At 61.3% G+C, this 13857-nt stretch carries 10 protein-coding genes; 1 reads left to right on the top strand and 9 read right to left on the bottom strand.

Annotated features, from left to right (window positions below):
• Positions 1-22: 22 nt before the first annotated feature.
• From H7X45_RS04915 to H7X45_RS15210, 8 genes are all read right to left on the bottom strand, one after another.
• Positions 23-5080: an NACHT domain-containing protein gene (locus H7X45_RS04915; RefSeq protein ID WP_187336415.1), complete on the bottom strand. Its 5058-nt coding sequence runs from the start codon at positions 5078-5080 to the stop codon at positions 23-25.
• 77 nt (positions 5081-5157) lie between these two features.
• A complete protein-coding gene (locus H7X45_RS04910) occupies positions 5158-5400 on the bottom strand; it encodes a DUF2188 domain-containing protein (protein ID WP_187336414.1) in 243 nt (80 codons plus the stop codon).
• Positions 5397-7649, bottom strand: a complete 2253-nt coding sequence (locus H7X45_RS04905) for a S8 family peptidase (RefSeq protein ID WP_187336413.1) — start codon at positions 7647-7649, stop codon at positions 5397-5399. Before H7X45_RS04905 ends, H7X45_RS04910 begins: the two co-directional genes overlap by 4 nt.
• Entirely contained in the window at positions 7639-8766 is a 1128-nt protein-coding gene (locus H7X45_RS04900) for an AAA family ATPase (RefSeq protein WP_187336412.1), read from the bottom strand. The genes H7X45_RS04905 and H7X45_RS04900 overlap by 11 nt, the downstream gene beginning before the upstream one ends.
• A gap of 247 nt (positions 8767-9013) precedes the next feature.
• A complete protein-coding gene (locus H7X45_RS04895; protein WP_187336411.1) occupies positions 9014-9649 on the bottom strand; it encodes a S24 family peptidase in 636 nt (211 codons plus the stop codon).
• A gap of 300 nt (positions 9650-9949) precedes the next feature.
• Positions 9950-10147 carry a DUF6961 family protein gene (locus H7X45_RS04890; RefSeq protein WP_187336984.1) on the bottom strand — a complete coding sequence of 66 codons (198 nt, stop codon included), beginning with the start codon at positions 10145-10147 and terminating at the stop codon, positions 9950-9952.
• The gene (locus tag H7X45_RS04885) at positions 10144-10281 is read right to left on the bottom strand and encodes a hypothetical protein (RefSeq protein ID WP_187337201.1); all 138 of its coding nucleotides are present in this window, start codon (positions 10279-10281) and stop codon (positions 10144-10146) included. The genes H7X45_RS04890 and H7X45_RS04885 overlap by 4 nt, the downstream gene beginning before the upstream one ends.
• Positions 10275-10814, bottom strand: coding sequence for a thermonuclease family protein (locus tag H7X45_RS15210; RefSeq protein WP_246449697.1), 540 nt, complete (start codon positions 10812-10814; stop codon positions 10275-10277). The genes H7X45_RS04885 and H7X45_RS15210 overlap by 7 nt, the downstream gene beginning before the upstream one ends.
• A 122-nt stretch (positions 10815-10936) precedes the next feature.
• Here H7X45_RS15210 and H7X45_RS04875 point away from each other — a divergent pair, with 122 nt between their 5' ends.
• Positions 10937-11146, top strand: coding sequence for a hypothetical protein (locus H7X45_RS04875; protein WP_187336410.1), 210 nt, complete (start codon positions 10937-10939; stop codon positions 11144-11146).
• A 1-nt stretch (position 11147) separates the two neighbouring features.
• On the opposite strand, the gene H7X45_RS04870 is transcribed toward H7X45_RS04875, so the two are convergent.
• A complete protein-coding gene (locus tag H7X45_RS04870) occupies positions 11148-13850 on the bottom strand; it encodes a conjugal transfer protein TraG N-terminal domain-containing protein (protein WP_187336409.1) in 2703 nt (900 codons plus the stop codon).
• Positions 13851-13857 lie beyond the last annotated feature (7 nt).

The raw sequence follows: 13857 nt of genomic DNA, 5'->3' as shown, positions 1-13857 counted from the left end.
CTCTACGAACATTGGAAAAGGGTCACCGCTTCACCCTTACCAAGTCCTGCTGGAGATGCGCAGCGCCCTTGATACCAAGTTCAATCAGAAGGTCTGCCGCCCTGATCACAATCTCCCTATTCTTTCCCACGACCTCTTGTTGTTGGACCAACTTGCGCAGCAAGAGGACTAGTAGCTCGCCGTTCGAATTTCGGTGCCAGAAGTTACCGTCCGACTTGCGCACCTGCAGAACGCGCTCGATCCAAGCCAAACCTGGCTGAGGCAGCAGCTGGGTCGAGCGGCGTTCAAGCATCGACAGCATGGCGGTGAAGGCGGTCCTTTCCGTGGCGAAGGTTTCGGCTGCCCGCTCAATGGAGGGAAGTAGGGCAGGAAGGTTCGGCCAATCGTCATCGATCACGCTGATGAGCCCTTGATGCGGAAAACTGAGGAACGCCGAGATCGCCATTCCGCGATCGTGCTGGCGCGCGTCTTCCGGTGTGAAGGCCCAACCCGGCCGTGCGATGGCCCAGTCTATCAACACGGTCCACTTCTCGAGCGTGTCGGCATCGATAGGTGATTTGTCGATCAGGATATTGAGCATGAAACGCTGCATAATACCGTCGACAAGTTCTGCCGCCGCCTGGGATTCGGCAGCGTCGACACGTGCTATGAGTAGCGCGCGCAGCTCGGCAGGTGAGATGTAAGTAATGAGGTCGCCCAGCCATCGGTATAATGCGAACAGCCACTCATATGGCGTGTCACCACGATTGCGCTTCTCGTCGAGAGACATGAGTGCCCAGTCGATCAGCGATGCCGCATGGTCGATCATAGGCCCCCGCGTTGCCGAGCCCATAAGTGGCCCCACGGGAATTTGCATCGCGTTCTCGTGGAAGTCCGAACGGTAATATCCATCGCCGCGGCGCGTTCCGGCGGTCAAAGGTGCCGGGTGCGCGCTCGGCATGGTTCCATTCGCCATCATTTGCTCAGCCTCGTCGGCCAGGGCCGACTGCTCCTGCGCTTCGGCTGGCGACCAATGCAGGCTGCGCCCGATGGCAGCCGTCCGCGCTGCCCGCTGTGTAGCGAGGCAGAATAACCTCCAGAGCATGTCCGATGTGCAATCGGATAGAAGCGATGCTGACTTGTACACGGCCTCCACAACTCCCTCGATTGGATCGACTGCGAGTTGCAGAAGCGCAGCTTTCCACTCGTGGCGCGCGGGGACCCGGCGGACGAGTGCAACGTAGGCGTGGGCGGCCATGACGGGTGGGTGGCCGTGAACCTTGGAGCCGCGGTAGGACAATCCGTCCTCCTGCTCGACCATGGTGGCTGCGCGCCGAATCACATGCAATACAGCTTCTTCGACTTCTGGCCAGAGTTCGTCGGCATCGCGAGCCAGGACAGCAGCAGTTCCCGCGACACCAGATTGCGTGTATCTGCGCTTCATATCGACTAGAGGTGCCACTTCTTCGAGCAGGTCGCTCTGGTCGAGCGCGATCATCTCCTCGAATGCTGCTTTTAGGGTGAACTCCTCGCCCGGCTGGCCGCTTTCGATGGCCTTCTGCGCCCAGAGATCTAGCTTAAGAACACGATTGAGACTTGCCTGTTCTTCCAGAAACGCCTGGTGTTTCTCGTCGTCGACATATGGTGGGCGCATCGAGATGTACGTCTTGTCATCCACCACCTCGGTCACGAGGTTGGCAGGATCGGCTTGTTGGCGCAGCGGCTCGAATGCAGCGCGGGTGGCGTTCGCCTCATCCGGATCGTCGCGCTGCTCGGCGGTGTTGTACGGCACCCGTTCAAGGAAGGTCGCAATCCGCTCGCTGTAAGCCGCCTTCACCTCATCGCTGGCGATACCTGCAAACAAGACGGAAAGGTCCCGAACCGTATGCTTTCTATGCGGCAGTCGATTGAGGTCTCGCAAGGGGCGCGCGAGTACGGCCCACTTGCCCCAATGGGCGATTTCGTTCGAAAACGATCCCATGTCGCCGACTTGGCGTCCTATATCCCACTGCCAAAGGGCTGGGTGCGTTCCGATCTCGAGCGCCGCCTGACTTGTCGACGCAGCGCGGAGGTCGGACAGGCAAAGTCCGGCGGCTATACCGAGCACCGCGTTACATCTATTGCCGCGGGCAATGCGCAAGCAGAGCTCGTCGAGGGCATCTCCTGCTGCAAGGCGTTCGTGAGCCCACGCATCGAGCGCCAGCAGCGCAGTATCGAGCATGTGGACATGCGATCCGCCTCGAAACCAACGATAGGTTCCCTCATCGCCCCAGTATTCGTTTTCACCGTCGCCAAGGTCGAGCGTAATGGGGATGGGTGTGTGCTTTGGCCCGGTCTGCCTTTGCCGCCACGCCTCCATCGCGTGGTTGCAGAGGTCAGAAATCAATTCCAGTCCGATAGCGGTGCGCGTTCGAAGCAGATGCAAAAAGGGCGGTCGAGCCGGTGAGGCCGGATAGAAGTCGTGGTCGTCATCGAAACCTAACGCTTCGGAGCGTTCGATCGTGCCTGAACGACGACGCTCACGTGGCCGATCCAGATTGAGGAGGTATGCCCGCTTTAGAAAGGCCGTGACCTCAGCTGGAAGCACGCTGGCAAGGACGACGCTTAATTCGAGGATCTGTTTGCGTACTCGCCCGACCCTGTGGTCGGAGATACTCGCGAGATAGTTGCGCACAATGTCGGGCGCCCCGCTGACGCATTTCAGCAAGAGACCGCGGGCTTCGTCTTTGTAATCCGGCGTTCCCCGCAATGCCGGACGGCGGCGTTCATCTGTGCTGTCGGTATCGCCAAGCTTTTCCACCGCCCAAGCGGCGGTTTCCTGAAGCCCGGCATATCGTCCAAATTCGCCTGGGATTGCCGACGCCCAAGTGCTCAGAAAGGTGAAAAGCTCCTTGTCTAGAGAAGCGGGCATCACGCCCAGACGAGGAATCAACCAGGCGATCAGACGCATCCAGCTTACGATCTCAGGGCCGGCGGTCTCTGAAGCAAATTGTTCGCGCTGGTCGTTTGTCAGATCGGGGAAGAGCTTCTGGTCCATGAAACGTAGGTCACGGACCGTCTCGGTGGTACGCACTGACATGATCAGGCGCGCAAGCAGACGCGCATCATCGCGCATCAAAATCGCTTCGATCCTGTCCAGCATGTCCGCGCTGCGGACAGACCGAACCGGAGCGGTGAGCACGACGCGGCGCCAGGTTGTCTGAAGTTCGTCGTCGTCGACGGCTTCAAGCAATGCGGCCCATTCGTTTCCGGTCTCAGACCGCTCAAGCAGATCAGCAGCAAGGAGCTGCAGCGGGCGCGCTAGTTGCGGGTGTTGACCGCCATCGTGGAGCGCCTGAGCAATCTCACTGCGACGCCCGCGCAGGACTTTTGCGAGGATCCACTCCTCGAAAATGTCGTGTGAGAAGGCGACAGACACGCCGAGTTCGACGTGCCGTAGCACGCCAGCCTGCAGGAGCTCGTGAAGGGCCACCGCCTCAATGCCGCGGATCGAGAGCGCAACGCCCGGCCCGAGGAGAAGCGCCTCGCCCAGTGACAACAATGCGTTGCGCCGATCCTGGGCAGGTGCGAAATCCGCTCTGTCCGCACCACCATGCTCCCACCACAGATCGACTAAGTCGACCTCCGAACGCACTTCAGCACCGGAGCGCACTGGTAATCGCGACAGCGCTTCAAGGAAGAATGGCCTACGCAGAACGGCATCATAGCTGCGAGTGTCAACGAGTAATGGTCGCAGCAGCGGCAACGCGGCGGCTGCCTCGTTCGCCTCATCATCGTCGAAGCCTTCGACACGAATTGTCTTAGAGGGCAGCGAAGCGATGTCGGGTTCGAGCCAAGCGTCAACCCGCTGTGCGTTCTCTTCGCGCATCGTCATGACCACGCGCCAGTCTGTAAGATCCGGTGTGTCGACAATGGCTTTCAACAGATCGTTGATTGTGACTTGGGCGGCGGCATCCATTTTATCGGCGCCGTCGATGAACAGCGTGCGCGCGCCGCCAAGTCCGAACTGCCGGAGAAGCGAGGCGATCGGCATTGGTCTGCCAAACTTGGCTGCGTGAGCGGCCCAACCGCCACCGGTTACCCGGAGGTCGCGCAGCAGGAGGATCGGCGCGCCAGCCGGCTCTTCGGATGCCAGGCGCTTCAGCATTGCGGATTTGCCGGTCCCGTGTTGTCCCACAATGCGGAGCACCCGCGCCTCGCCCAACGAGCTTAGCAGGGTCTCGTGAAGCTCGTCGCGGCTGATAGACTTTCCGCCGATGGTTTCGCGGATACTGGCGGCAGCCGCCCACGATTCAGCGTCGAGTGCACCGATCAGCTCAGCATGGGCGCGGTCAGAGCCCAGGGTATAGCCTTCCGTCTTTAGCTCGTGGACGACCCTCGTTCGGTCGGTCCCGCCGCCGTTCGGAATGATACGGCTCGCCATCGCGGCAAGGCTGCTCCAGATACGGCGAGCTTCAGCATTGCTCCCAGCGATCGACGTCAACTGGTCGATCGAGGCGAGTAGGTCCCGGGAAGCTTCCTCCTTGTCGAGGTCGAAAGGGATGACGTCTAGGCATCGCATGAAGCTGACGACGTCGTCGTCGGTGGCCGACACGTCGTGGTTCTTCACAATTTCATCGAGAACCACTTGGAACTCACGCTGCTCCTTGTTGGCTCCGTTTTCTTTCGCAAGGCGTGTGCGGTACTGCCCTGCATCGGGAGCATGACGAGCGCGGGCTAACAAGGGCTGGATACTTCGTTCGAGCTTTGTGGTGGTCTGACTAACTGCGATACCGATGCGCCGTGTCGCAGGATCAAAGCCCGTTTGTCGGAAGGTGTCCCATGCCCTTGGCACCACGTCTAACCACTTCTCATCGCTTCTGGTGAAAGAGAGCGTCGTGGTTACTTGAAGGTCCAGTCTCGTGCGGGTGCCATCGGTAAGGCGCGCTTCGATCACCAAATCGTCCAGCGGTGCATCGATTTCAGACTGCTGAGTTTTTATGGATACAACCGTTCCCAGCACGCCCCGCGCGCCGCCTTCCGCGACCATGGCGGCAAGGTAATGGCTGGCTACGCGGGGTTCGAGGTGGGTGCCGCCCCCTCCTGTGACGTAAACGGACAAGTTAAAGGCCCTGGTTAGTTTGGTTCTGGTTCACGGTCGCGTGGGGGCTGGGATCACTTCCACCCAGGCTCGCATCATCAATGTTCGCGATCGCGCGGAGGGAAGGGGTCTTTGCGCCCGATGGTATCCTTGCTGCGGATCTGTCCGTCGCGCCCCTTTATCGTCAGATCGCCGCCACCAGAATTAAGCAAACGCTGCTTGCCGGCTGCCGCCGCTTCGGCCTGGGTGTCGTAGGCAAAGCCTCGCGAGGCGGAATTGCGCTTGTCGATCCATTTCTGGTCGCTCGCGCGGCGATACACCATGCGGTCATTGTCACTCATAGGTCACCTCCTTCGATCTCGATGTCGGAATGGATCACTGACGGCTCGACGAAGACGCCGAGCTGATCGCGCAGCTGGTTGTAAATGTCGGCGCCGTCGTCGATTCCGCTGAGCGAGAGGACGAAGACGGCGTTGAGCGCCGGGACTTCGTCGGCGCTCGCATAGCCATAGACATAATGATCGCGGGTGTAGACGCGGGCGTAGATGCGCAGCGTATCGCCATCGACCTGATGGCCACGGGCCGAGAAATCCTTGTGATGATGTCGCACGGTGCACCATTTGTAGTGATCCGTGCGCGCGACCTGCTCGCGGATCCGGTCGGTATCCATCGAGCCGAGCAGGTTGGTAAACCCGTCGCCGCGCGGATACTGGACCGCGGTGTTGATCCGGGCGCTGAAATAATTAGGCCCGGCAAATTCATCGACCATCGGATGCGGATTGAGGATCGCGGTCAAACGGCCTTGGCCGCGCAGCCGCCCGTTGTGAAGCAAGGCGGGCGGGATCGGCAGCTCCCAGTAGTAAGACGCGCGGTCGCGCAGCTCAGCTTCCCACTGCAGTGTGACCGTGCCGGGCTGGCACTCCCAGGGTAGGGTAACGAGATCGGGCGTTCCGAAGCCCAGCGCTGGATCATAAACGCCCCCATCGGCGCCATGGATCAACAGCGCGCGCACGAGATCGGGATTGGGATGGCGCAAGCGCTCCATCGTGTGGGCGGCGAGCGGCGAGGTCAGCGCCGTGGCGAAGCTCGATCCGGAAATGACTGCTCCGCCGAGCGCACGGACATGCGAGAAATGCGAGACATCGGGCTTGAGCATGCTGCAGGGGCCGGGACCGGCGAGGCTGACCGGACATTTGTCGCCAGGCTTGCCGGTCTCGGTGTGAAGCCGTCCACCGACGGTCAACGCAGCTTCGCAATCGGCGGGACGTTTGAGCCGGCCGGCTGGCGCGTTGCCGATCGAGTTGACCAGCAGGACATCATGGCGGCGGGCCAGCTCTGCCAGTGCATGGCCCAGATAGGAGACTTCACCGTCGCTGCAGGGAAGGTCTTGGTTGAAGGAGAGGTTCCAGACCTTGGTTTCGGGATGCGCGCCGATCACCGCATCGAGGTAGTCGATCAGATCCTCTTCGGTGGGGCCGCGATGACCGCGCTTGGCGATAGCCGCGGCGGTCCCGACGCGGCAGGTCAACGCCGGAAGCGTGAGATTGTTGTTCCAGTCATAGCCCTGAACGATCAGCGAGGTGACACGATTGCCGTGCATCACCTCGGCCGCGGCGCTCGCGACCAGGGGCGGCGCACGCCAGGCCTCAGCAGGCAGGTAGGAGCTTGCATCGAGGCCGCCATCGACGACGCCGACGATCGGGGCATTGGCCAGATTGGCTGGCAAGGGGCGGTCGGGCTCGCGGCCTTCGCCGGGCTGGGTCGTTACGATCGGCATCACCGGATCGAGGCGTACGACGGTGCCAGATGCAACCAGCCGGGCGAGCGCCTCGCGCGAGGGGACCAATACCGAAGTCCTCGCGCGGCGACGCTGGCGATACTCGCGCAAGGCCCTGCCGACCCGGTCGGTTGGAATGGCGCGCAGCGCATGCGCAACAGCGCGGTCGCCGACAGCATCCGCCGCTGTGGCCAGGTCGGGCAATTGCGGGCGTGTGGGGGCAATGATTCCGTCGCGTAGCCCGGCAAATTGAAGCAGCAACTGTTCGGCGGCATCGCCCGTGCGGAATGGCGTCAGCCAGAGGAAGAAGGCACGGCCGCCTTCCTGCTCGACCGCCTGCTCCCATAGCGAGTCGATCGAGCGATCCTGCAGCACGTCCGACTGATCGTAGAAGCGCACCATTTCCACGCGCGAGATGTCGACCTCGTCGCGAACCGTGCCGAAATTGCGGATAAAGGCCGAGAAGCGGGGCAGGGCGGCCAGTTCAAGTTCAACGAGATAGCCCTGCGCATGCGGCGCGATCAAACGGGCACCATGCGAGGGTTGGAACAGGTCGGACGGTGTCCAGGTCGGCGCCAGCGAGTCTTCGAACATCGCGGCATAGGCCACAGCGCGGCCACCGAAATGCGGATGCCGGGCCCCTTGCTCGGCCATGTCGGCGATGGCCTCCGACAGTCGAGCGCGCTGGGTTGTGAGCCGCTCGGTCTTGATTCCGGCAGCTGACTTGCCGCGACCGGTGATCGCTTCCGGGCGCGGTTCCTTGGTGAATCGAAGGACCGGGTTGAGCAGCGGTCGGCGGGAATCACTCGCCATTTTTCTCCTCCCGCAGATAGCGATGGACCATTTGCCGGCTCACCCCCAGCATCTGGGCGATCTCGGTCTGAGGCAGGTCGCCCTTGTCGACAAGCATGCGCGCCAGGCGCTTGCGCTCCTCGGGCGAGAGTTCGTGACCGGCCGGAATTCGGGGGACACCATCCGACGCCGCATCGATCGCCAGCAGGATGTGAGGCAAATTGGGGGGCTGCTTGTTGATAATCGAACGGCGCCTTGCGGCGAGCGAAAGACCCTCGATCTCCGCGCCGCTCATGGTCTCCGACAGACGCGCCAGCAGCCTTGCATGCGATGCCTCGGTGTCGCGGTCCTGATAGAGAAAATGCAGCCACATGTCAGCGCGGACATCCTCATTGGGCGCGCGCAGTTCGACCTTGTAGGGAAAGCGGCGCCAGATTGCCGGATCGAGCAGGTGAGGATGGTTTGTTGCGCCAATCACGATCACATCATCCGTCAGCGAATCAAGGCCTTGCAGGACAGTATTAACGACCCGCTTGAGCTCGCCGAGTTCGTGGCGATCGTCGCGCAGCTTGGCGACGGCGTCCATCTCGTCGAGGAAGAGCACGGCTTCCTTGGTTGGAATGAAGTCGAACATCGAACGGATGTTCTTCGACGTTTCGCCCAGCCGCGAGGATATGACTGAATCCAGGCGCGCTACGTAGAAGGGACGCGCAAGCTTGGCCGCGATATGGCCAGCGAGAAGCGATTTGCCGGTACCCGGAGCGCCGTAGAGTAGCACGCCCAGGCGCGAGGATACACCTTCCTCCGAAAGCATCGAGATATTCGCCGCATCTTCCAGAAATTGCTCAATTGTGTGGCTCGACTCTTCGTTCAGGAACAGCGGAGTCGTCGGCCATTGTTCTTCCTCGACGAGCGGCAGGCGCGAGCCGGCGTCGCGGGGAAGGGCTTCGACATAACCCGACGCCTGGAGCGGAACCCCGCGCTTGCGCAGCAGCGCCTGGAGTGCCTTGGCGGCCTCGGTATCCTTCTCTTCGGCCAGCTTGCGGGCGAGCTGTCCGCCGATTCGGCGCACGGTTGTGTAATCCGCGGAAATCGCGGCTTCGAAGAGCTTGAAGAGAGTCGAGGCGTCAACGTTCATGCGACATCTGTAACCCTAATTCGGGTCATGTGTCAACCTATAACATGAAAGTGTAAACCTGTTCGATTGGTTCGTCCAAGCCTCTTCTAGCTGAACTTTCGCGTGCCGGAAAGCGCCTCGCGTGCTCTTTTCATCGCTCTCGGCCTTCGCTGAAAAATATCGCGAATACTAGTCGTGCCTGCAAGTTGTCGGTATTCATTCGTTCAACCTGGCAGCTGTCGTTCTGCTATCGGCCCAGATCTTGCAGCTACAGTGCACGGCCAAACCAGATGACGCGGCCGACGACGTGGACCTCCGACCGGTCCATGTCGTGCCAGGTCGGATAGGCCGGATTGTCGCTGGCAATGGTGATCTGGCGACCGCCCGGCTTGATCGCGATACGCTTCACGACGAGGGTATCATCAGAGCGAAGGACGTAGATCCCGTCTCGCAGCCGCGAGCCGTGATCTGACGCATCGACCAGGACCTCGTCACCATCGCTTAGAGTTGGCTCCATCGAGTCACCCTTTACGCCGACTATCGACAGGCTGGCGCTCTTGGCCGACGTCAGGTGCCGCAGCCACCGCTCGTCGAACCCGAAACGAGTATGAGCAGTCTCACTGGCAGCTACCGCTCCGAACCCGGCAGATGCTTCGACATCAAGAACGGGAATCTCGATCATACCATCGGTGACCGGATTGGCGGGGCCACCGAGCACTTGTTCGTCGACGCCGAAGAAACAGGCGAGCGTCTTTCGATCCTCGTCATCGAGCTTCCTCGGTGAGCCGCGCTTGATGAACTGTTGCACATAGGCGGGGTTGCGACCGAGCAGCCGCGATATCGACGCGTAGCCATATCCGCCCTTGAGGATCAGCCGGTCGAGCTCTTCCCTCACATGTTCCATTCGCCTGTCCTTCGAATCTTGATCGTAGGAATTTTCCTAGACTCGCGGATGTGATCCTACTAAGAACAGAACAAGAACACAAGGGATTTGCGAGTCGGAGCGAAAGGGACATGACCTTGCTGGAACGGATCGAAAAGCATCTGAAAGATCATCATATTTCGGCAACGCGCTTCGGACGACGCGCGGTCGGAGATCCTCGATTCGTACTCGACCTGAGGATGGGGCGCAGACCGCGCCGCAGAACCATCGAGCGGCTGGAGGCCTACCTGAAGTCCGTCCAGGCTATCGCTCCCAACTGCATCACGAGGAATGGGAAGGGTGCTCGACCAGCTGCTCATAGCGATGTGCAACGTCCTGCCAAAGTTTCGCCCCGTCCTGCTCTCCGGCCCGGGTCAACTGATCGATCTTCGACGCAATGAATTCATGCCCGGCATCGCCGTGGTGCTTCTCGACCCATAGCGCCATGCCCCAAAGTTCTTGGTCGCGGGTGAGCGTCAAAAGAGTGACCCGATGCCGACAACGAGCATGAGGACCATTGGAATACCCAGAAGCCATGCCTCGAGCTTCAATTTCCATTCCGGCTTGCCCTGCGGAAAGGGATCGTCGCTGTCGGGCCAGTCGCGCATCAGCACCAGGGCTCCCTGCGCCCGGACCAGGTTCGCGCAAGGCCTTCTGCGACCAGCTGGTCGCCGATCGAGCGTCCATCGCGCAGCAGCACGCGCAGCTTGCGACCGTACTGGTCTTCGTCCCTGCTTCCAATCGTCACCGCTTCGAATTCGCCCTGGTTGAGCAAGACAACCAGCCGATCGCGTGCCTTGATGCCGAGGTCGTATTCGTAATCGCACCTAGGCTGCGAGATTTCCGGCGTGTCGATATCTGCGATCCTGATCTTCACACCTTCGAGCCAGATCGTATCGCCGTCGACGACGCAGGTGCGTCTGACCATGCCGCAGACCGCAAAGCTGTGCGTGGTTCGCGCTTCGGCGCTCGCCGACCCAAATGGCCAATAGATTCCAGCGAGACCTCCAAGAATGCCGACGAATAGACCGCCCGTAACAAGAACGGCGAGGCTTCTTTCTCGGGTGCGCTTGCTCCGGTCACGTCCGGTCTGGAAATCAAAGACATTATCCCGGGGTGGTCTCTTGGACATTCCACCTTCTTTCATTTCCGGACCTTCACGCCAAGACACCGTGCTCGCTTTCCCGATGATTTTCAGCTATTTTCGCCGCAACGCGAGGGGCAGTCCAGAGGGGAGGGTGCGGGTTTGCTCCCGAAGGAGAATGAGCAATGAGCGATCCAGACAACACTCCCACCGGCGGCAAGCAGGACTGGGAAGGCTTTCGAGAAGTCGACCGGGCCATCGCCGAGAACCGCCTTACTTCTTACACCTGGAAAAAGATCTGGGCTGATCCTTGGGAGCGGCGCGGAATTTACCTGTTTGCCGTGTTGTTCCTAGCGTTCGTTGTCTACGTGATCATCTATGATGGCTTGATCTGAGCTACCATTCCTTCACGTCATCGGCCGCTTCGGCCGAGGCTCCCTTGGCATCGCGGGTCTTGCCGTCGAGGTATCCTTTCACGGTCCCGACCCGCCGTTCCCCTTGCTGCTGAACCCTATCGACATCGCGGGCGATGTCCTCGCGATCGCTTGAGGGGGCGCCAAGGCTTCCTGGTACCCCGCCGAGCCGTACCGATCCCCGCACGCCATTTGCGCTGCCCACCGAAGGTCGAGCGACGGGCGCAAAGGGCGGCAGTACAAGGTCTTCCGCTATCTCGGCGTTGAGCTGGTCCGCATAGCTTGCGACGAACCGCGCCTGGAGCTGCTGGCCCCGCGCACTCAACTGGAAGTCGATGTCGTCGAAGCGCACTGGCCCGTAGTAATCCCGATTGGCGTCGATCTCGGCCATGCCCCATTCGCGATAGGCTTGGCTGAGATTGAGCGTGCCTGCGGCATTGGCACTCTCGTACCAGCTTGCCTGGTTCTCAAGACGGCTGGCGATCTCCTCGGCGCGGCGCGCTTCGCGGGTATAGCTCTGCGCTTCGGTGATCGACTTGGTGATGCCGGCCGAGCTGCTCGAAACCAGCGCTTCGGAGCTTGAGCTTGTCTCGCGGAGGAATCCTTCGCGCGTGCTCGACCAGCTGCGACTGTCCGAGATCTGGCGCAGCGCGCCCGTTATGCGCGAGCGGTCCTCTGAGGCGATGCCGATATCGCTATCGGTCCAGCTCTGGTTACGACCGCCGCCGAGCCCAAGTGTTCCCTTGGTTCCCTTTCGCTCCACCTTTCCTTCGATCCCTGCGTTTCCGTTGAGGAACCACGACACAGTGATGTCGTCGGCGGCACGGCGCGACAGCCCGAATTGCTGCTGCAGAGTCTTCGAGGCGTTGTCGACCTCGCTGAACGCGCTGCCGATGCTGTTGCTGGTCGAGGTCCCGCTGACACTCTCGTTCGAACGCGAACGCGTGTAGGCATCGCGCAGTTCACTGAACCTTGTAACCGCCGAACTGGTCGACTGCTGGGCAAGATTGGAGAAGGTCTCGCTTTGCCCCCGGCTCTGGCTCGCCATGGTCGCGAGTCTGCTCGAGAAGTCCTGCCCGAGCGTCGGCGTGAACGGGTAGCTCGAGGTCGGCACGGTCGCGAACTCGGCCTGCGGAAAGTTCGTCGTCTGCGTGCCGTTGTCGGCAAACTCGCGCGATTGCGATGCGCCATAGGCGATGTTTGGCGCAAGGCTCGCCTGTGCAAACTGGCGCGAGAAGACGTTCGAGTTCTCGAAACTGGTGTTCCCGAACGAGAGATTGCCCGTGCTCGCCTCGCGGGCCGCTTCCTCGGCGGCATTCTGGCTCGGGTTAAGGTAGCTTGTCGCCTGGCCCGAGATGGCCATGGCTCCGCGCGCGACCCCGCCGGCAAGGAATGGGATCGAGGCGACGAGATAACCTGCGAGAATACCGATATCGTTGTTGACGTCGGTCATGCCGGAGAAGGTCGCGAGGGTCAGCCCGCTCGCGCCGCCCGCTGCCGCCACATCGCCTGCGCCTTTGAGCATCAGGATCATGTGGAGGATGACGAAGAGCGGTCCCCAGGCGGCGAGATAGAAGAAGCCCGTGACATAGCCCCTCAGCGCGATCGGCCCGGTCCTGGGCATCAGGAACAGCGGGAAAAGGACGGGAAAGAGCGCGTAGAAGACGACCGTCAGCACGACGTTGAGGATTGGCACCCATTTCATCGCATTTTGCGCGATCGAGGAATAGGTCCGCTCGGTCTGGATATCGGCGCGGGTCTGCGCGAATACATCGACGCTCGACGCGCCGCTCGCTCCGGCAAAGCCGTGCATTGCCTGGTTCATCGCGTTGATAGTGAGGACCTGGCGAAAAATGCTGCTCGCGTCCTTCGAGACCCCGGTTAGATACTGGTAGGCGATGGGAAGATCGGCGATGAGCTTGGCCTTGGCGAGCGCTTCGGTCTGCTTGGGATAGAGCTGACGGCCGGCAACGAGCGTCATTTCGTCGATCATTCCAGCCCACTGGTTCGAGAGCGCGTTGTAGGCCTCGCGGCAGGTGACGATCGACGCAGTGACGCTGTCATCGGCTTCGCGGGTGAGGAACTTCTGCGCGCGCGCTGCGCTCCCAGGCGCAATGGTCGCCCAGATGTCATTGCTCTCGGACAATTCCTTCATCGAGTAGCGGCCGAGCAGCAGGTCGTAGAATACGCATTGGCGGACATGTTCGTCGAAATTGGCGGCGAACTCGGGATCGGCGATCCGCAAGCTCCTGGTCGCTTCGAGAAGGCGCGCGCCGTAAATCATGCCGTTCTTCGAATAGTTGAGATCGTCGGGCAGCCCGAACACGGTCTCGGCCGAACGCGTCAAATAGTCGCCCGCCTGGCTGGTGAAGCTCGCCATCAGCGCGAGCCCGAGCGGGACATTCGCGACCGTGGACGGAGCAAGGCTCGGATTGACGCGATCTGTGACCTGGACGTCCATCCGCGGCACCATCAGGCACATATAGATGAGCGTCGCTCCGAGGAACCAGTTGAGCCAGGCGCGCCAGTCCTGGTGGAACGCCACCACGATCACCGCGAGCGCGAACCCCATCACCAGCGCGACCTGGATCAGGCTCTTGTAGCCCCCGGCACCTGTCCAGGCGGCAACGGCGTTCAGGACGTTGACGATGTACTCGCCGCCGCCGGTGGTGAAGATCTCGACCATGTGCGCG

The organism is Novosphingopyxis iocasae (assembly GCF_014334095.1).
Classification (GTDB): Bacteria; Pseudomonadota; Alphaproteobacteria; order Sphingomonadales; family Sphingomonadaceae; genus Novosphingopyxis; species Novosphingopyxis iocasae.
This window is presented reverse-complemented; position numbering and strand designations above follow the sequence as displayed.

What these genes read in the sequence shown, in the direction of transcription:
- H7X45_RS04895 (WP_187336411.1), bottom strand. Translation starts at nt 9,649, where the DNA reads ATGGAACATGTGAGGGAAGAGCTCGACCGGCTGATCCTCAAGGGCGGA.
- H7X45_RS15210 (WP_246449697.1), bottom strand. Translation starts at nt 10,814, where the DNA reads ATGAAAGAAGGTGGAATGTCCAAGAGACCACCCCGGGATAATGTCTTT.
- H7X45_RS04910 (WP_187336414.1), bottom strand. Translation starts at nt 5,400, where the DNA reads ATGAGTGACAATGACCGCATGGTGTATCGCCGCGCGAGCGACCAGAAA.
- H7X45_RS04905 (WP_187336413.1), bottom strand. Translation starts at nt 7,649, where the DNA reads ATGGCGAGTGATTCCCGCCGACCGCTGCTCAACCCGGTCCTTCGATTC.
- H7X45_RS04900 (WP_187336412.1), bottom strand. Translation starts at nt 8,766, where the DNA reads ATGAACGTTGACGCCTCGACTCTCTTCAAGCTCTTCGAAGCCGCGATT.
- H7X45_RS04875 (WP_187336410.1), top strand. Translation starts at nt 10,937, where the DNA reads ATGAGCGATCCAGACAACACTCCCACCGGCGGCAAGCAGGACTGGGAA.
- H7X45_RS04870 (WP_187336409.1), bottom strand. Translation starts at nt 13,850, where the DNA reads ATGGTCGAGATCTTCACCACCGGCGGCGGCGAGTACATCGTCAACGTC.